Here is a 19,036-nt window from a genome sequence, read left to right on the forward strand (position 1 = left end):
TTGGTGTGCCGAAGGTCCGGGGTCCGCGATGCGGATGTCAGTCCCGGCAGCGATACTTGCGGCGACGGATGACCATGGGGGAGGTCAGCAGTGACACAGACGCCGAAAAGCAGCGCACCACCACCGGGACACAGCCCGGCCCCCGGCGCACCCACCCTGCCGTCCGTACCCCCACAGCCCGGCCGGCCCGTCCGCCCCACCGCACACCCGGCGGCACACCCGGCGGCCACCGCGCCCCGCCGCACCGCGTTCGCCGAGGGCTTCGACCAACTCCGCGCGGCCGCCACCACCGAACCCGGTCGCCTGCGCGTCATCGGCGCCCTCCTGGCCTTCCTCGTCATCGCCTTCGGCACCCTGGCCGCCTGGCAGATGACCGACCGCGCGACGGCAGCCGACGACGTCCTCAACCGCAGCCAGCCCCTCAGCTCCGACGCGGCCGACATCTACCGCTCCCTCGCGGACGCCAACACCGCCGCGGCCAGCGGCTACCTCGCGGGCCTCCAGGAGAAACCCGCCATGCGCGAGGGCTACGAAAAGGACATCCGCACCGCCGCCGCCAAACTCGTCACGGCCGCCGCCAACTCCGAGCCGGGCTCCCCGTCGGCGAAGACGATCACCGAACTCAGCGGACTCCTGCCGGAGTACAAGGGCCTGGTCGAGACGGCTCGGGCCAACAACCGCCAGGGCTACCCCGTCGGCGGCGCCTACCTCCGCGCCGCGAACGAGATGATGCAGCAGAAGATGCTGCCGGCCGCGGAGAAGCTCTACCAGACGGAGAACCAGCGCCTGCGTTCGGACTACGCGGCGGCGAAGTCCTTCCCCTGGGCCGCGGCCGGCCTCGGCATCGTCGCCCTGGCCGCCCTCGCCTGGGCCCAGCGCCGCAACTACCGGCGCACGAACAGGGTCCTCAACCACGGCCTCGTCACCGCCACGGCCGCGTCCACCGTGGTCCTGCTCTGGCTCGCCGTGGGCCACACCGTGGCACGCGCGGGCCTGAACGACTCGTACGAGCACGGCGTCCGCTCCCTGGACGTGCTGCACGAGGCCCGCATCGCGTCCCTCACCGCCCGCAGCGACGAGAACCTGACCCTGGTCCGCCGCGGCGCGGACTCCAAGACGCTCGACGACGGCACGGTCGTGGACGCCTACGAGTGGGGCTACGACCAGGAGATCGACCAGCTCGGCAAGGCTCTCGCCCGAGCCGAGGACCTCGCCGACGACACGGCGGGAAGGAAGCCGGTGCAGGACGCGAACGGCTTCATGAAGATCTGGAAGGACCGCCACGGCCTCGCCCGCGAAGACAACGACTCCGGCGACTACCAGGCCGCCCGCGACCGCGTCATCGGTGCCGCGAAGGAGCCGACGAGCGTGTGCTTCGACAACGTCGACAGGGCCCTGGCGACAGCGCTCGCCCACGAGCAGACCGAGTTCAGGCGGGCCGCGGGCGACGGCCGTGACTCGCTGACCGGCCTTCCGACCGGCGCCGCGGTCCTCGCGGTCCTGGGCGCGGCCGGCGCGGTGCTCGGCATCGGCCGCAGGCTGTCGGAGTACCGGTGAGAGGGGGCACGACGATGAACGCACGCGACACGACGGCGAACCGGGCGCACCTGCGCGGCTGGGGCGGTGTGGGCGCGATGGCACTCCTGTGCGCCCTGGCGGTGGCCTTCGCGCTGCTGCTGCCCCTGAGCCAGCCGCACAACCGGGGCGACGCCGCGGCCGCGGCCGGCCAGAGCGTCGCCCACAGCACCCGGGTGCGGGCCGAGGACTGCGAGGACCCGCAGAACCAGAGCCTGTCGCCGTCCGGCGGCAACGGCGAGACGCCGACCCTGGACGCCATCAAGGCCCGCAAGGACCGGCGCCTGATCGTCGGCGTGGACACCAACAGCTACCGCTGGGGCTATCTCGACCCGAACAACCCGGCAGGTGAGCTGGAGGGGTTCGACATCGACCTGGTCCACCGGATCGCCGAGGACATCCTCGGCGACCGTGACGCGGTGCAGTTCAAGGCCATCCCGACCAGCCGGCGTATCGAGGCGATCCAGAAGGGCGAGGTCGACATGGTGGTCCGCACCATGACGATCAACTGCGACCGCATCGAGGAAGTCGCCTTCTCCGCCCCGTACTTCGTGACCGGCCAGCAGGTCCTGGCGCCCAAGACCTCGACGATCAAGGGCTACGACGACAGCCTCGCCGGCAAGCGGATCTGCTCGGCGACGGGATCCACGGCGTACGACAAACTGGAGGCGGACAAGAAGAACCGCGACCTGCCGGCCTCGGCCGACATCTCCACCACCGTGCCCAACCAGTTGGACTGCCTGGTGAAGCTGCAGCTCGGCCAGGCGGACGCGGTCGTCACCGACGGCGCCCTCGCGGCCAGCCAGGCCGCCCAGGACCCGACGGTGGAACTCAAGGGCGGGCTGTTCACCGACGAGTACTACGGCGTGGCGATGAATCTGAAGGCGGAGGATCTGGTACGCCAGGTCAACCGGACGCTGGAGAGCTACATAGCCGCATCGGACGGCTGGCGGGCGTCCTACGAGAAGTGGCTGCACCCCACCATGGACAAGCCCGGCGAGAAGTCGAGGTCGGCAACGCCTCCCGAGGCCGACTACAAGTAGCCGACTGCAAGCAACCGACGACCGACCGACGGAACACTACGCAGCGAGAGGTGATCGATGGGCGTCACGGACCCCGCCGGGCCGGTGATGGACCGGGACGAGGTGGACCGTGCGCTGGCGCGGCTCGGGGCGGAGCACGAGGCGATCGAGACCTCGCTCCTCGCCCTCCAGGACCACGCGGGCCGCAGACTTCTCGAGGGCGCCGAGCTCACGGGCACCACCAAGGAACGCTGGACGGCAGCGGAGGCGTCGATCACGCTGCTGTGGGCGTACTTCGACGCGTACACCGACGCGCTGCGCTCCGCCCGCGAGATCCGCGCCCGCCGCCGCTGGTCCAGCCGCGACGACCTGGTGCAGCTGACGGAGCTGCTGCGCGGCGAGTCGGTGACCGTCGCCGGTTCGGCGACCGCGACGGCCAACGCCCCGACCCTGCACGGTGGTTCGGGCAGGCTCAGCGAGCAGTTCAGCCTGGCGGCGCTGGTGGACCGGATGAACGAGCTGTACGCGTCGTCGCTGGACATGGTCGTCGCCGCGGACGCGGTCTGGTCGGCGCTGCCCGCCCGTATCGATTTACTGGCCGCGGAGTTGCAGCGCACCCGCCGGCTCGCGCACTCCGTCGGCGTACGGCCCGGTGAGCACCCGGCGGGTGACGACCTGGAGCGCATCACGCGCACGCTCACCAAGCTGCGCGCCGAGGTGGTGTCCGACCCGCTCGCGTACTGGCTGCCCACGCCGGGGAGTTCGGCGCCCGGCGGAGGCAAGCCGGACACCACGGTCTACGACCGGGAGGCGCGCGCCCTGGAGGACGTACGCCGTGAGATCGACGCGGTACTGACGGTTCGCCAGGACGCCGAGCAGCGCCTGGTCAAGCTGCGCGACGTGCTCTCCCGCGCGGACCGCACGCTCGCCGAGGCCCGCACCGCGCGCGGCGAGGTGCTGGCGAAGATCGCCGCCACGGAGGTGCCGGTCGTCAGCGGCCCGCCGACCGCGTTGCAGGAGCAGTTGGCGACGGCCGCCGAGTACCGCAGACAGGCCCAGTGGCACCGCCTGTCCCCGCTCCTGGAGTCCCTGGAGCAGAAGGCGGAGGACGAACTGCTGCGCGCCCGCGAGTCGTTGACCGCGGTCACCGCGCCCCTGGCGGTCCGCGCCGAGCTGCGCGGCCGCCTCGACGCGTACCGGGCGAAGGTCGCCCGGCACGGCCTCGCCGAGGACCCGTTCCTCATCGAGCGCTACGACGCGGCCCGCCGCATGCTGTGGAGCGCGCCGTGCGACCTGCGCGTCGCCGAGCAGGCGGTCCTGCGCTACCAGCAGGCGGCGGCCGAACTGCTGGGCAGCGGGCGCGTGCCGGGGCCGCGCGGGCCCGAGGACCGCGGGGGTCCGGGGGCATGACGGGCAGCGGGGGCATGAGGGACAGGGGGGAGTCGTCGCCATGAGTCAGGCACAGCGGCAATGCCAGCGACCGGACTGCGACGGGTCGTACGAGGACGTGGGCGGCGGTGAGCTGTACTGCGACACGTGCGGCCTCGCCCCGGTCGTCTCGGCGACCGGCATGGTCGGCTCACCGCCCACCGGGGTCACGGGCGGCGGCAAGGGCTCGCGCGGCTCGGCGGGCAGCGCCGGCTCCCGCGCCACCGGTCGCGGCAGCTCCCGTACGTCGTCGCAGTCGTCGAAGTCCCGGCGCTCGGTGTCGGGCCGGCTGTCGCGCTCGTCGTCGGGCCGCGCCACGGGACGCTCGGTGTCGGTGCGCAGCTCCGGCTCCCCCGCGGGCTCCAGCGGCCGTGGGCGGCTGGGTGCCGGTCTGGTCCAGGTCCCGGACGTGCCGCGCCCCGACCCGCGCGCGATGGTGCTGGCGAAGGCAGAGGTGCCGGAGCGCAAGCGGTTCTGCTCCCGCTCGGACTGCGGCGCGCCCGTCGGCCGGGCCCGCGGCGACCGTCCGGGCCGTACGGAGGGCTTCTGCACGAAGTGCGGCCACCCGTACTCCTTCGTGCCGAAGCTGAAGGCCGGTGACATCGTGCACGGCCAGTACGAGGTCGTGGGCTGCCTCGCGCACGGCGGGCTCGGCTGGATCTACCTCGCCGTGGACCGCGCGGTCTCCGACCGCTGGGTGGTGCTCAAGGGCCTGCTCGACACCGGCGACCAGGACGCGATGGCGGCGGCGATCTCCGAGCGGCGCTTCCTCGCGGAGATCGAGCACGCCAACATCGTGCGGATCTACAACTTCGTCGAGCACCTCGACCAGCGCACGGGCTCGCTCGACGGCTACATCGTCATGGAGTACGTGGGCGGCAAGTCGCTGAAGGAGATCGCCAACGGCCGCCGTACGCCCGAGGGCCGGCGCAACCCGCTGCCCGTCGAACAGGCGTGCGCGTACGGCATCGAGGCGCTGGAGGCGCTCGGCCACCTCCACAGCCGGAACCTGCTGTACTGCGACTTCAAGGTCGACAACGCCATCCAGACCGAGGACCAGCTCAAGCTGATCGACATGGGCGCGGTGCGCAGGATGGACGACGAGGAGTCGGCCATCTACGGCACGGTCGGCTACCAGGCGCCGGAGGTCGCGGAGGTGGGCCCGTCGGTGGCGTCCGACCTGTACACGGTCGCGCGTACGCTCGCCGTCCTCACCTTCGACTTCCAGGGCTACACGAACGTCTACGTCGACTCCCTGCCCGACCCGGACAACATCGAGGTCTTCCGCCAGTACGAGTCCTTCTACCGCCTCCTGGTCCGCGCGACCGACCCCGACCCGGCCCGCCGCTTCGCCTCCGCCCAGGAGATGGCGGAGCAACTGACGGGCGTCCTGCGCGAGGTCGTGTCCCTCCAGACGGGGCGCGCGCGGCCGTCGCTGTCGACGCTGTTCGGCCCGGAGGTGCGGGTCACGGACACGGAGCTGTTCCCGAAGGCGGACGGGGAGGTGTCGCGGCTGGGGGCGCGGGTGGCCCCGCCGGGGCGGTGGCGCCGCAGGGCCGCCGCCGGTTCGGCCGTCTCCTCGGCCGGCGGCACCGGCACCTCGTCCGGCGCGGTCACCGGCACCTCGTCCGGCGCGGTCACCGGCACCTCGTCCGGTTCCGTCACCCGCACCTCCTCGGGCTCCGCCCTTCCGCTCGCCACCTGGGCCCACTCCCCGGCGGCTCCGCTTCCCGCCGGCATCGTCAGGTCCGTCGACGCCCCCGCCGCCGCCCTCGCCCTGCCGGTCCCCCACGTGGACCCCTCCGACCCCAACGCCGGTTTCCTCGCGGGTCTGATGACCACGGCTCCGGCCGAGTCGCTCGGGGCCCTCGCCGCCACGCCGGCGCCGTCGACCGAGACGCGGCTGCGGCAGGTCCGTGCCTGGCTGGAGAACGGCGACACCGGCAACGCGCACGTGGCGCTGCTGGAACTGGAGGACGAGCGGCCCGACGACTGGCGGGTCGTCTGGTACCGCGGCGTGGCCGCCCTCGTCACCGGCGACCACGAGGGCGCCGCGCTGGCCTTCGACGCGATCTACGACGCGTTTCCCGGCGAGCCCGCCCCCAAGCTGGCCCTCGGCATGTGCGCGGAGGTGCTGGGCCAGTTGGACAACGCCGCCGAGTACTACCGTCTCGTGTGGTCGACCGACCCCAGCTACGTCAGCGCCGCCTTCGGTCTCGCCCGCGTCCAGCTCGCGACCGGCGACCGCCGCGGCGCCGTGCGGACCCTGGAGTCGGTTCCGGAAAGCTCCATTCACTACACGGCCGCCCGGGTGGCGGCCGTCCGCGCGCGACTGCGTCAACGCACGGCGGCCGCCGCCGACGTACCGTTCCTTGAGGACCTGACCGCCGCCGCGGGCCAGGTCGAGGCGCTGGAGGCGTACGGTCTGGATCCGGCGCGCCGGGAGCAGTTGTCGGCGGAAGTCCTCGGTTGCGCGCTGGACTGGATACTCTCCGGTGGCCAGGGTTCCGCCCCGCCCGCCCCCGGAGGACGGACGCTGCTCGGCAGCGGCCTGGACGAGCGGGGACTGCGTTTCGGCCTGGAGCGTTCGTACCGCACGCTGGCCCGGCTCGCACGGGGCGGCGAGGAGAGGATCGACCTGGTGGAACGTGCCAACCGTTACCGCCCCCGGACGTGGGTGTAGTTGATGTCGCAGATGCCCCAGTTGTCCGCCTGCCCGAGCTGCGAGTGGCCGCTCGAGTCGGGTGACCGTTTCTGCGGTGCGTGCGGATACGACCTGTCCGCCGTGCCCGTACGGCCGGACGACAACCCGACCATCGCCATGAACGGCACGGTGCCGCCCCCCGCCGCGGGCGCGCCCGGCGTGCACTGGCCCGTGGCCCACGCGCCGGACGGCACGGGCATCCCGCCGGCCGCGCATCAGCCGGCGGACCTCCACGGCATCGGCTCCGGCGGCCACGATCTGCCTCCGGGCACACCCCCGCCCCCGCAGTCACCGCCGCCGGTCGCGCCGGTACCACCGCCCGGGAGCGGCCCCGACGCACCGCACGGCTCCTGGGTTTCCGCCGACCCGCAAGGCTCCTCGGCTTCCGCGGACCCGCACGGCTCCCCGGTCTCCGCCGCCCCCGGCTTCCCCGGCGTCCCGGCCCCGGGCGGCGACCACGGCGTGCCGGCCGCTCCCCAGGTGCCGCCCGCGCCCGCCGGTCCCCCCGCCCCGACCGACTCCCCGGCCTCCCCGGCCACCGGCGTCCGGTTCGACCGCCCGGCCGAACCCGAGGAGTACCCCTTGCAGGCACCCGACCCGCGCGTCGCCGAGCTGCCGAACCCGCGCGAGAGCTCCAAGGTGTGCGTGGCCTGCCGGGCGGGCCGCGTCGACCACGACGGGTACTGCGAGAACTGCGGGCACGCGCAGCCGCGCGAACGGGACCACATGGAGCTGGACGCCGGCCCGGTCGCCGCCGTCAGCGACCGCGGTCTGCGCCACCACCGCAACGAGGACGCCTTCGCCGTCGGCAGCACCGCGCTGCCCGACGGCCGGCCCGCGGTCCTGGCGATCGTGTGCGACGGCGTGTCCTCGGCGACCCGGCCCGACGACGCCTCGATGGCCGCCTCCCGGGCCGCGAGCGAGTCGCTGCTGGCCGCCCTGCCGCGCGGCACGCATCCGCAGCAGGCCATGCACGACGCGATCGTCGCCGCCGCCAACGCGGTCAACGCGCTCGCCGACGAACCCGCCACGGCCCGCGAGCAGGCCCCGCACCAGAACGCCCCCGCCTGCACCATCGTCGGCTCCGTGGTGACGCCCGAGCTGCTGATCGTCGGCTGGGTCGGCGACAGCCGCGCCTACTGGGTCCCGGTGGACCGCGGCACACCCCCGGCCCGGCTCACCGAGGACGACTCGTGGGCGGCGCAGATGGTCGCCGCGGGCCTGATGAACGAGGCCGAGGCGTACGCCGACGAACGCGCCCACGCGATCACGGGCTGGCTCGGCGCGGACGCCTACGAACTGGAGCCGCACACCGCGTCCTTCAAGCCGGACCGCCCGGGTGTGGTGGTCGTGTGCACGGACGGGCTGTGGAACTACGCGGAGGCGGCCGAGCACATGGCCGAGGTCGTGCCCCTCGACGCCGCCGCGCGCCCCCTGCACAGCGCCCAGGTCCTGGTCGGTCACGCCCTCGACGGCGGCGGCCACGACAACGTAACAGTGGCCGTCCTGCCGTTCCCGGCACCGTCGATGGGGGCAGGATCGGCCTGAGGCCGCACTGCGGGGAGCGACCTCGCCGGACCGGAGGGGACCGGTCCGGTGACAGCCATCGCCCCACCATGGGGGTTTTAGGGGGGTTTGAGAGCGTATGGCCAATTTCTCGAAGTCGAACGTGCCGCAGTTCTCGGTGGACGTGTACCAGAACGAGTACCTGCCGGAGGGCGGTCGCGAGGTCAACGCGATCGTCACGGTGACCGCGACCGGCGGCGGCACGGTCGGGAGCGCGGTCGCGGCGCCCCACCTCTACGCACCGGGGCAGGGGCCGTCCGCGGCGGTGGCGCTCATGGTCGACTGCTCGGGCTCGATGGACTACCCGCCGACCAAGATGCGCAACGCCCGCGACGCCACGGCCGCCGCCGTGGACACCCTGCGCGACGGCGTGCACTTCGCGGTGATCGGCGGCACGCACGTGGCCAAGGAGGTCTACCCGGGCGGCGGCCGCCTGGCCGTCGCCGACGCCACCACCCGCGACCAGGCCAAGCAGGCGCTGCGCAGGCTCGGCGCGGGCGGCGGCACGGCCATCGGCACCTGGCTGCGCCTCGCCGACCGGCTGCTGTCCTCCGCCGACGTCGCCATCCGGCACGGCATCCTGCTCACCGACGGCCGCAACGAACACGAGTCGCCCGAGGACCTCAGGGCCGCGCTCGACGCCTGCGCCGGACGCTTCACCTGTGACGCCCGCGGCGTGGGCACCGACTGGGAAGTGAAAGAAGTCACAGCCATCGCCTCCGCGCTGCTCGGCAGCGCCGACATCGTCGCCGACCCGGCCGGTCTCGCCGCCGACTTCACGCGGATGATGGAGACGGCGATGGGCAAGGAGGTCGCGGACGTCGCCCTGCGGGTGTGGACGCCGGTGGGCACCACCATCAAGTTCGTCAAGCAAGTCGCGCCGACGGTCGAGGAGTTGACCGACCGGCGCACCGAGGCCGGCCCGCGCGCCGGGGACTACCCCACGGGCTCATGGGGTGATGAGTCCCGTGACTACCACGTCTGCGTCGAGGTCCCCGCCGCGAACCTCGGCCAGGAGATGCTCGCCGCCCGGATCTCCCTGGTCGTCCCGCAACCCGACGGCACCGCGCGGAACTTGGGCGCCCAGGGCCTCGTACGGGCCGTTTGGACCGACGACATGGTCGCCTCGACCTCGATCAACCCCCAGGTCGCCCACTACACCGGCCAGGCAGAACTGGCACAGGCCATCCAGCAAGGTCTCGATCTCCGCAAAGCGGGAGATATGGACGGAGCAACGGCCAAACTCGGCCGAGCCGTTCAGCTCGCCAGCAGCTCCGGAAACGCGGATACGGCGAAACTCCTTGCGAAGGTGGTGGACGTGGTCGATGCCGCGGCAGGTACTGTGCGACTGAAGGCGAAGGTCGCGGAGGCCGACGAGATGACTCTCGAGACACGGTCGACAAAGACTGTTCGTGTAAAGAAGTGGCCTAGCACGACCCTGAAGGTTTTGGAAAACAAGCGAGCCTGACCCCTTGGGGTTGGAGAAATCCGGTCGAACCGACCGGAAAGGAGAGGGGGAAGCGCCGACATGCCGACCTGCCCGAACGGACACCAGTCGGGTTCCGACGACTGGTGCGAGGTCTGCGGTCACCGCATGGCCGGTGCCGTGCCTCCGCCCCCTCCGCCGCCCCCGCCCCCGCCCGGCGGTGGCTACGGCTTTCCACCGCCCGGCCCCGGCGGTCCGTCCGGTGGGCCGAACGCCGGTCAGCCGGGCGGCGGTCGCCCGCACATGGGAGGAGCACCGGAGCCGGAGCTCTGCCCGCAGTGCCGTACGCCGCGTGAGGGCGGTGCGCCGTTCTGCGAGGAGTGCCGGTGGAACTTCCTGACCAACACGGCGACGTCGTACACCCCCGCTGCCCCGCACCCTCCGGCGCCCGGCCCCGGCCCCGGCCCGGCCGGTGGCTTCCCGCAGCCGCCGGGTCCTGGCCCGTCGTACGGCGGCGGTGACTCGTACGACTACCAGGGCTCGCGCCCGTCGCAGGTGAACCGCCCCGCGGAGCCGATCCCGCCGTTCGGCGCGGAGCCGCCGGGTCCGGGAGGCCCTGGCGGTCGCGGTGGCCCGGGCGGCTTCGGCGCGGGCCCCGGCGGTCCTGGCAACACCAACCCTGGCGGCCCCGGGGGGCACGGCGGCCCTGGTGGCCCTGGTGGTCCTGGGCACCCCGGTGGCCCTGGTGGTCCTGGTGCCATGGGTGGCCCCGGCCCCGGCCCCGGTCCAGGCCCCGGCCCCGGTCGGCCCGGTGGCCCGGGCGGCTTCGGCGGACCCCCCGGCAGTCCTGGCAACACCAGCCCTGGCGGCCCCGGCGGCCCCGGCGGTCACGGCGGCCCGCAGGGCAACGGCCCCTCCGGTTTCGGCGGCAACCCGTCGCGGCCGGTTCCACCCCCGCCCGGATCCACACCGCCCGGCGGCCCCGGTGCGACCGGTGGCCTTCCGCAGGGCTTCCTGCAGCCCGGCCAGCCCGGACCCGGCGGCCCTTCGGCCCCGCCCCCGCCCCCGCCGGCGCCCGGTGGCCCCTCCGCCCCGCCCGGGTTCCCGCAGGAGCCGAACCGTCCGCAGCCGGGCGGCCCGCCCTTCGGCGGCGGTGACGACGACTGGGTGATCTCCCCGCCGTCGTCCGGCCCCGGTGGCGGACCCGGCGCTCCCGGCACTCCCGGCGGCCCCGGCGCTCCGGCTCAGGGCGGCTACGGCTACCCGCAGCCCGGCGCGACCCAGGCCCCGCCTCCGCCCGGCCCCGCCTTCCCGCAGCAGCCGGCGACCTGGATGGCGACCATCGGCCCGGACCGCGAGTACTTCATGGCGATGATGCAGCGCTCCGGCCCCGAGGCCGCGGGTCTCAACCTGCCCGCGTACTCGCCCGAGCAGCAGCGCACGCTCACCGGCAACCAGGTCACGATCGGCCGCCGCCGCCACTCCACCGGCGACACCCCCGACATCGACCTGTCGGTGCCGCCCGAGGACCCGGGCGTCTCGCACCAGCACGCGGTCCTGGTCCAGCAGCCGGACGGCAGCTGGGCGGTCGTCGACCAGAACTCGACGAACGGCACGACGGTGAACGGCGCCGAGGAGCCGATCCAGCCGTTCGTACCGGTGCCGCTGCAGGACGGCGACCGGGTGCACGTCGGGGCGTGGACGACGATCACGGTCCGGCGCGGCTAGGGTACGGAGCGAGACCCGGAGGGGGCGGTCGTACGGCGAGAAAGCGCCGTACGACCGCCCCCTCCGGGCGTTTCAGCCGGGCATTTCAGCCGGGCATTTCAGCCGGGCAGCGGCCACGCGTACGGCCCCTCGGGATCGTCCAGCCACGCCCACTCGTGCTCGCCGCTCACCGTGATGCCGTACCGCTCCCGCGACGGCTGCCCCTCGCGCTCCCACAGCGCGTACGCCTCCTGCGGATCGAGGCTGCCTCGGGTCAGCGCCAACAGGAAGCGGAACAGGTCGTCGTCGCGAGCACGACGCGGCAGTCCGCCCAGGTGCGCGCGCTCCGGCTCGGAACGGGTCCCGCCGCGCAGCGGCACGAAGTAGGCGGGCGTGTGCAGGAAGCGCCCCTCGGCGTGCTCGGCGTCCCGCACGTCGAGGGCGACCAGGCCGGTCGCGAGCGGCGTCAGGATGCGCCCGCCGGGGCGGGACTGGGCGAGCCAGGCGCGCGGGATGGACGGCAGGGTGCAGGTCGCGATGATCCGGTCGAAGGGAGCGCGTTCGGGCACACCGCGCGCGCCGTCGCCGGTGACGACGACAGGGTGGTACCCGGCGGCCGCCAGATGCTGCCGGGCCGCCTCGGTGATCTCCGGCTCCAGGTCGACGGTGGTGACGAGATCGTCGTCGCCGAGCCGGTGGGCCAGCAGGGCGGCGTTGTAGCCCGTGCCCGCGCCGATCTCCAGGACCCGGTCGCCGTCCGCCACCCGCAGCGCGGCCAGCATCATCGCCATCAGGGACGGCTGGCTGCTGGAGGAGAGCAGCTCGCCGTCGCGCAGCCGGGTGGCCAGCGGGACGTCGGCGTACGCGCCGCGTACCCAGCGCTCCCGGGCGGCCGGGTCGGGGCTCAGACCCCAGCGCCGCTCGTAGCCGCCGGCGACGCCGACGTAGTAGTACGGCACGAACAGATGCCGCGGTACGGCGGCGAAGGCGTCCCGCCACCGGGGGTCGTCGGCCCACGCCCCGCTCGCCTCGATCTCGCGGACCAGCGCGGCCCGCGCCGAGGCGGCGAGGTCGGCGAGTTCCCCGGCGTCCCTGTCGAGTTCCTGCGCGCTCATACGTCCACTGTGCTGCGGCCGACGACGCGAGGCGAGCCCCCTGACCGACGGATGCGGAACCGGGGGCTCGGGGTGGGTGGTCCTAGGCCTTGAGTCCTGGGCCGTCCCGTCTGAGACCATGGGTGACGTACTGCATTCCGGGGGAGGACCCCCGGGCCCCCCGGCAGAGCAGACTCGGGCGGACCGGAACAAGACATGCGAGGCAGCCCACAGTGACCGAGATTCGGCGCGGCGTGACCGAGATTCGGCGCGGCACTCTTCAGGAGCAGACCTTCTACGAGCAGGTCGGCGGGGAGGAGACCTTCCGCCGCCTCGTCCACCGTTTCTACGAGGGTGTCGCGGAGGACCCGATCCTGCGGCCCATGTACCCCGAGGAGGACCTCGGCCCGGCCGAGGAGCGCCTCGTCCTGTTCCTGATCCAGTACTGGGGCGGCCCGACGACGTACAGCGAGAACCGCGGCCACCCCCGCCTGCGCATGCGCCACGCCCCGTTCGCCGTCGACCGGGCGGCCCACGACGCCTGGCTGAAGCACATGCGGGTCGCCGTCGACGAGCTCGGCCTCTCGGAGGAGCACGAGCGGACGCTGTGGAACTACCTGACGTACGCGGCGGCGTCGATGGTGAACACCGCGGACTGAGGACCTGGTCGCCGAGCGGCGGGATCAGCGGACGCTGACGTCCAGCGCCCCGAGCCCCGCCGTGCGGACGGCGATCGACCCGTACGGCGTGCGCAGCCGCAGCCAGGCGCCCGACGACAACAGCCCCAGCTCCTCCTGGCCCTGCCCTGCGGCCCCTCTCGGCCGCAGGAAGCCCAGCGACTGGGCCGCGTGCACGGCCCGTACCGGAAGGCGGGTCTCCCCGATCGTCCGGGACCAGATCTCCCGCCCGATCCGGTCGAGCTCGGCCCGGGTACGCCGCTCCGGCGCCAGCTCCCGCGTACGGGACCGGAACTCGGCGACCGCCGCGCCGACCGCCGCCCGCAGCTCACCCGGTTCCGGCAGCCCCGCCTCGCGTCGCCAGCCGCCGCGCGGCGGGAGTACCCCGGCCCATGGCGGGCCGGTGACGGCGGCCGGGACGACGGCGGTGGCCGCCGCCTCGTCGACGGACTCCAGCAGCTCGCCCGCGGAGACGGTCACGTCCAGCGTGACGTCGAGCCCGTTCTCGTACGGCTTCGCCAGCCGTACCGCGCGGATCGCCAGCACCTCGAAGGACGGCGGCCGCCCGAAGACGGCGAGCGCGGTGCCGGCCGCCTGCAGGCGCACCGCGGCTGAACGGTCGTAGTGGAGCAGCCGGGAGAGGAAGGCCGCGAGATCCGCCGCCTCCCCCTCGTCGGCGAGGTGGAGCACCGTCATGCGGCGACGGCCTCCTCCTCGTCGTCGTCCCTGTACTCCTCCAGGAACTCCCGCTCCTCAGCGGTGATCCGGCGAGGCCGCTGCGCCTCGAAGTCGAACGGCACTATCACCGTCGACGCCCGGACGTAGACGAGGTCGTCGTCCTTCACCTCGTAGGTGAGGGTGAAGGACGCCGCCCTTATCTCCGTGACCCACAGCTCGATGTCCACGGGGGTGTGCCGGTGGACGAGCTGCCGCTTGTAGTCGATCTCATGGCGTGCCACCACGGACCCCTGCTTGAAGTCCTTCTCCGGGCGGAACAGGAAGTCGATACGGGCTTCCTCCAGGTAGCGGAGGAAGACCACGTTGTTGATGTGGCCGTACGCGTCCATGTCCGCCCAGCGCAGCGGGCAGCGGTAGATGTGCCGCAAGATCGATCAGCCCCGGGTCAGCTTCTTGTAGGTGGCGCGGTGCGGACGCGCGGCGTCCGGACCCAGCCGCTCGATCTTGTTCTTCTCGTACGACTCGAAGTTGCCCTCGAACCAGAACCACTTGGAGTCACCCTCGTAGGCGAGGATGTGCGTGGCGACACGGTCGAGGAACCACCGGTCGTGGGAGACGACGACGGCGCAGCCGGGGAATTCCAGCAGCGCGTTCTCCAGGCTGGAGAGCGTCTCGACATCGAGGTCGTTGGTCGGTTCGTCGAGGAGGAGCAGGTTGCCGCCCTGCTTGAGGGTGAGCGCGAGGTTCAGACGGTTGCGCTCACCGCCGGAGAGCACACCGGCAGGCTTCTGCTGGTCCGGGCCCTTGAACCCGAAGGCGGAGACGTACGCCCGCGAGGGCATCTCCACCTGACCCACGTTGATGTAGTCGAGCTCGTCGCTCACGACGGCCCACAGGGTCTTCTTGGGGTCGATGTTCTCGCGGCTCTGGTCGACGTACGAGATCTTGACGGTCTCGCCGACCTTGATGCTGCCGGAGTCGGGCGTCTCCAGCCCCTGGATCATCTTGAACAGGGTGGTCTTACCGGCACCGTTCGGGCCGATGACGCCGACGATGCCGTTGCGGGGCAGCGTGAAGGAGAGGTCGTCGATGAGGAGCTTCTCGCCGAAGCCCTTGCTGAGGTTGTTGACCTCGACGACGACGTTGCCCAGGCGCGGGCCCGGCGGGATCTGGATCTCCTCGAAGTCCAGCTTCCGCATCTTGTCGGCCTCGGCCGCCATCTCCTCGTACCGCGCGAGACGCGCCTTGGACTTGGCCTGCCGCCCCTTGGCGTTCGACCGCACCCACTCGAGTTCTTCCTTGAGGCGCTTCGCCCGCTTGGCGTCCTTCTGCCCCTCGACCTTGAGACGGGTCTGCTTGGTCTCGAGGTACTTGGAGTAGTTGCCCTCGTAGCCGTGCAGCCGGCCGCGGTCGACCTCGCAGATCCACCCGGCGACGTTGTCCAGGAAGTACCGGTCGTGGGTGACGGCCACGACGGTGCCCTCGTACTTGGCGAGGTGCTGCTCCAGCCAGTTCACGGACTCGGCGTCGAGGTGGTTGGTGGGCTCGTCGAGGAGCAGCAGGTCGGGCTGCTCCAGCAGCAGCTTGCAGAGCGCGACGCGGCGCCTCTCACCACCGGAGAGGTTGACGACGGGCCAGTCACCGGGCGGGCACCCGAGCGCGTCCATGGCCTGCTCCAGCTGGGCGTCGAGGTCCCACGCGTTGGCGTGGTCGAGCTCCTCCTGGAGCTTGCCCATCTCGTCGAGCAGCGCGTCCGAGTAGTCGGTCGCCATCAGCTCGGCGATCTCGTTGAACCGGTCGAGCTTGCCCTTGACCTCGGCGACACCCTCCTGGACGTTCTCCAGGACGGTCTTCTCCTCGCTCAGCGGGGGCTCCTGCAACAGGATGCCGACGGTGTACCCCGGCGACAGGAAGGCGTCACCGTTCGACGGCTGCTCAAGCCCCGCCATGATCTTCAGAACGGTCGACTTACCGGCACCGTTCGGGCCCACGACGCCGATCTTCGCCCCGGGGAGGAAGTTCAGGGTGACGTCGTCGAGGATCACCTTGTCGCCGTGCGCTTTGCGCGCCTTGCGCATGGTGTAAATGAACTCAGCCAAGAGAAACCGTCCGGCAGCTTGAAATCAGGCAGTGGGCAGATACACCCCATCTTGCCGTACCGCCACCCCTGGGTGGAAACGCGTATGGCCGGGGGCCTGTGACCTGCGGTCTCCGCTTCTCGGCCCGTACGCCATCCCGTCTGTCATGTCACTGCCCTTCGTCGCTGCGCGCGAGCGCTGAGCGCTGAGCCAACGCCCGGCTGCGGAATGCGCTCCCCGTAGTGCCGGGCGGACGAGGGCCGATGCCGTCAGAGGGGAGCGCCGCCGAACTGGATCTCGTTTCCGTCGGGATCGTGGTACGTGGCCTTGCGCACGCCGTTCGCGTAGGTCTCGCGGCTCACGGGCTCCAGTCCCCGCTCGGCGATGCCGGCGACGCGGGTGTCGAAGTCGTCGACGAAGACGGTGTGCAGGGCGTGACCGGCCCGCCCCGGCCGGTGCTCGATGTACAGATGCCGGTGCTCCGCCAGCTCCCACACGGCCTCCGTGTCGTTCGGGACGAAGGTCGGCGGGGAGCCGAGCAGCCGCTCGTACCAGGTCAGCGCTGCTGCGTAGTCGTTGACGGGGATGCCTGCGAAGAGATCGACGGCCATGTCGGCCAGGGTAGGTCCGGCGGCCCGGTGACGCGGCGCACTTCACAGAGCCCGCCGCCACCGGGTCACCGAGACCTTGTCACGCCCTGCTTCTCAGCCCTTTGCGCTTCTCAGCCCTTTGCCGGTGCTTCCTTCTTCCGCACGACGACCAGTACCGCCCCGCCGATCAGGACCAGGCCGATGGCGATGCCCGCGATCAGGGGGGTCATGCTGGAGCCGCCGGTCGCGGCGAGGTTGGTGTCGTCGGAGGTGGTGCCGACCGTGGCGGGGCTGGGCTCGTTCAGGGTCTGGGTGACGGTGCCCGCCTCGTCCGCCTCGGTCACCTGCGTCTTGCAGTCCAGCACGCCGGTGAACCGCTTCTCGAAGCCGCCCGGCCCCTGGATGGTGAAGTCGTACGCCTGGTCCTCCTGGAGCGGGACCGTCACCGTCCGGGACTCACCCGCCCCGATGGTGTACTCGATGCCGAGGAGTTCGAAGGTGAACGGCGCGTCGCCCTCGTTGACCGCGGTGATGTCGACGCCGTTCTTGGCGCAGTTCTCCGCCGCGGACAGCGCTGGTATCGCGCCGGTCTTCGCCCAGGTCGCGCTCGCCGTCGCCGAGACGGTCGACTCGCTCGAGCCGGCCAGGATCTGCGTCTGGCTGCGGCTCTCGGCGGCGAAGGCGCGGCCCACCGGCACGGTCGTCGAGGCCTGCACGGTCAGCTCCGCCTGGCCGTTGGCGGCGTCGTCGGGTACCTCGAAGAACACCTGGCCGCCGTCCGCCGCGGAGGTGACGGCCTTGCCGTCCTTGTCCACGATCCGCACCCCGCTGGTGGCCGCGTCCGCCGGCGGCGTCACCGTCACGCTGTCCGCGTCGGTGTGCACCGTCACCGGGCCGAGCCGCTCACCGGGGTGACCGGAGACGGCGGGCGGGTCGAGCGTCAGGGACGCCCGGGGCTCCTCGACGCCACGGGCGTTCTTCTCGAGGTGGTCCGCGAGTTGCTCGGCCTGCGGGTCGAGGGCGTCGACCTCCACGCCGTCCGAATAGCGCCAGATGGCCACCTGGGTACCGGCCGCCGCGTCCTGCTCGGTGAGGGTGCCCTTGACGCCCGCCTCGGCGGCGAGGGCCGCGAGGTCGTTCACCTGCGGGTAGGAGTTCTGCAGGATCCAACGGATCTTGCCCGCGTCCTTGTTGGCGCCCAGCGAGGTGCCGCTCCAGGGCGTCTCGTGGTACCTCGCGTCCCGCTGCGTGGGGTTGTGGATGTCGACGCAGTACGTCTGCAGGGTGCCGCCCCCGTCGACGGACATCTCGAACAGGCCCGCCGAGATCTCCTGGTCCCCGGAGTCGGCGTGGACGACCGCCGCGCCGTACGTCTTCAGACCACCTATGGTGGCGGTCGCCCCGCCCTGGCTCTGCGTTCTCCCGTCGGCCGCTGCCGCCGTTCCGGCACCGGCCATCACGGAGGCGGTGACGAGCCCGGACACGAGGGTCGAGGCGGCGAGGCGGGCCGCACCTCGCCGGCGCACCGACAGCGCAGAGAACGCAGCAAACACAGAATTCCCCTTCGAGCAGGACCCGTTGACGTGGGGGGATACGGTCCCACCAGCAGAATCAGATGCCCCGAGAGCTATCTCCGGCATCCTAGGGACGCGGCGCACCACGCTTCCCCGTGATCCCGTCGGAGGGCCGATCCGACTCGGAATCGTTATCGCCAAGACCCGCGACGAGCAGGGCTTATCGACAAATCCACTGAGGTCGTTCGGCGCGCATTCACCGATAAGCCGCAGTTCGGTCAGCTCCTGTGGGTGACTGACGTCACGTCATGCCGACTGGTTCTGGGGCCTGTTGGGACTCGCTGTCTGCGGGTGGCGTCTCCCAGTTCGGCTCGGGTTGGGCCGGTGCGGTGACGGCCCCCGGCTCCGGCCTGGGTGTGCGCCGGAAGGCCGAGGTGCCGCGTGCGAGATCGTGGCCGATCGCCATCGCGTCGATGTCGGCCGACGTCCAGCTCTGCCCCTCGCGTACGTCCGAGCGCACCTTCAGCCTGCCCTGCACCACGACCGGATCGCCGACGTTCAGCGACCCGGCGGCGTTGGTGGCCAGTTGCCGATTGGCCCACACCGTGAAGAAGTTGGTGTGGCCGTCGGTCCACTCGTTCTTCCCGCGGTCCAGGTAACGCGAGGTCACCGCCAACCGGAAACGCGCGGACGGTCCCGTCGCGAGTTCCCGGTACACCGGCTGTGTCGCCACGTTGCCCACCGCGCAGATGATCGTCTCGTTCATCTCGAACCCCTCCCTGGCCCGGCCGCTCTCGCCGGGCGGATACGCGTACGGGCCCGTCCCGTACGGCTGCGTCCGACATGTCGACCGCGTCCATCGCGATCGCCGCGAAGCCAGACTGCCTCCGTCGGGCCGAGCCCGCTGAGCCCTGTGGATCAACGCCCGCCTGTGGATATCTCCGCCACCCGAACGCGTGACGAAGGGGAGGGGGTGA

The 19,036-nt window shown here is 72.3% G+C and carries 15 protein-coding genes; 8 read left to right on the forward strand and 7 right to left on the reverse strand.

The features are described 5' to 3' along the window. The first annotated feature begins 90 nt into the window (after positions 1-90). From ABZ078_RS07500 to ABZ078_RS07530, 7 genes are all read left to right on the forward strand, one after another. Positions 91-1,557, forward strand: a complete 1,467-nt coding sequence (locus tag ABZ078_RS07500) for a hypothetical protein (protein ID WP_356572583.1) — start codon at positions 91-93, stop codon at positions 1,555-1,557. 14 nt (positions 1,558-1,571) lie between these two features. Then, positions 1,572-2,618: a glutamate ABC transporter substrate-binding protein gene (locus ABZ078_RS07505; protein ID WP_356572585.1), complete on the forward strand. Its 1,047-nt coding sequence runs from the start codon at positions 1,572-1,574 to the stop codon at positions 2,616-2,618. Positions 2,619-2,675: 57 nt separating this feature from the next. Continuing rightward, on the forward strand, positions 2,676-4,007 hold the full coding sequence (locus ABZ078_RS07510; RefSeq protein ID WP_356572587.1) for a hypothetical protein: 1,332 nt from the start codon (positions 2,676-2,678) through the stop codon (positions 4,005-4,007). A 40-nt stretch (positions 4,008-4,047) separates the two neighbouring features. Beyond that, positions 4,048-6,708: a tetratricopeptide repeat protein gene (locus ABZ078_RS07515; RefSeq protein WP_356572589.1), complete on the forward strand. Its 2,661-nt coding sequence runs from the start codon at positions 4,048-4,050 to the stop codon at positions 6,706-6,708. Between the two features lie 3 nt (positions 6,709-6,711). Beyond that, a complete protein-coding gene (locus tag ABZ078_RS07520; protein ID WP_356572591.1) occupies positions 6,712-8,277 on the forward strand; it encodes a PP2C family serine/threonine-protein phosphatase in 1,566 nt (521 codons plus the stop codon). Positions 8,278-8,374: 97 nt separating this feature from the next. Further along, positions 8,375-9,763: a VWA domain-containing protein gene (locus ABZ078_RS07525; protein ID WP_356572593.1), complete on the forward strand. Its 1,389-nt coding sequence runs from the start codon at positions 8,375-8,377 to the stop codon at positions 9,761-9,763. 60 nt (positions 9,764-9,823) lie between these two features. Further along, entirely contained in the window at positions 9,824-11,449 is a 1,626-nt protein-coding gene (locus ABZ078_RS07530) for an FHA domain-containing protein (RefSeq protein ID WP_356572595.1), read from the forward strand. Between the two features lie 98 nt (positions 11,450-11,547). On the opposite strand, the gene ABZ078_RS07535 is transcribed toward ABZ078_RS07530, so the two are convergent. Continuing rightward, positions 11,548-12,543: a methyltransferase domain-containing protein gene (locus ABZ078_RS07535; RefSeq protein WP_356572597.1), complete on the reverse strand. Its 996-nt coding sequence runs from the start codon at positions 12,541-12,543 to the stop codon at positions 11,548-11,550. A 233-nt stretch (positions 12,544-12,776) separates the two neighbouring features. On the opposite strand from ABZ078_RS07535, the gene ABZ078_RS07540 reads away from it, so the two are divergent. Next, on the forward strand, positions 12,777-13,181 hold the full coding sequence (locus tag ABZ078_RS07540; RefSeq protein WP_356572599.1) for a globin: 405 nt from the start codon (positions 12,777-12,779) through the stop codon (positions 13,179-13,181). Positions 13,182-13,205: 24 nt separating this feature from the next. Here ABZ078_RS07540 and ABZ078_RS07545 read toward each other — a convergent pair whose 3' ends face one another. From ABZ078_RS07545 to ABZ078_RS07570, 6 genes are all read right to left on the reverse strand, one after another. Then, complete coding sequence (locus ABZ078_RS07545) at positions 13,206-13,895, reverse strand: hypothetical protein (protein ID WP_356572601.1); 690 nt, start codon at positions 13,893-13,895, stop codon at positions 13,206-13,208. Further along, positions 13,892-14,305 carry a thioesterase family protein gene (locus ABZ078_RS07550; RefSeq protein WP_356572603.1) on the reverse strand — a complete coding sequence of 138 codons (414 nt, stop codon included), beginning with the start codon at positions 14,303-14,305 and terminating at the stop codon, positions 13,892-13,894. Before ABZ078_RS07550 ends, ABZ078_RS07545 begins: the two co-directional genes overlap by 4 nt. Positions 14,306-14,311: 6 nt before the next feature. Beyond that, positions 14,312-15,976, reverse strand: coding sequence for an energy-dependent translational throttle protein EttA (gene ettA / locus ABZ078_RS07555; RefSeq protein ID WP_356572605.1), 1,665 nt, complete (start codon positions 15,974-15,976; stop codon positions 14,312-14,314). Positions 15,977-16,224: 248 nt separating this feature from the next. After that, positions 16,225-16,566 carry a VOC family protein gene (locus ABZ078_RS07560; protein WP_356572607.1) on the reverse strand — a complete coding sequence of 114 codons (342 nt, stop codon included), beginning with the start codon at positions 16,564-16,566 and terminating at the stop codon, positions 16,225-16,227. Positions 16,567-16,676: 110 nt separating this feature from the next. Further along, positions 16,677-18,098: a Cys-Gln thioester bond-forming surface protein gene (locus ABZ078_RS07565; RefSeq protein WP_356572609.1), complete on the reverse strand. Its 1,422-nt coding sequence runs from the start codon at positions 18,096-18,098 to the stop codon at positions 16,677-16,679. Positions 18,099-18,360: 262 nt separating this feature from the next. Beyond that, positions 18,361-18,825, reverse strand: a complete 465-nt coding sequence (locus ABZ078_RS07570) for a single-stranded DNA-binding protein (RefSeq protein ID WP_356572611.1) — start codon at positions 18,823-18,825, stop codon at positions 18,361-18,363. Between the last annotated feature and the right edge of the window lie 211 nt (positions 18,826-19,036).

Origin of the sequence: Streptomyces sp. NPDC006385 (genome assembly GCF_040612485.1) — a bacterium.
In the GTDB taxonomy this organism is placed as follows: domain Bacteria; phylum Actinomycetota; class Actinomycetes; order Streptomycetales; family Streptomycetaceae; genus Streptomyces.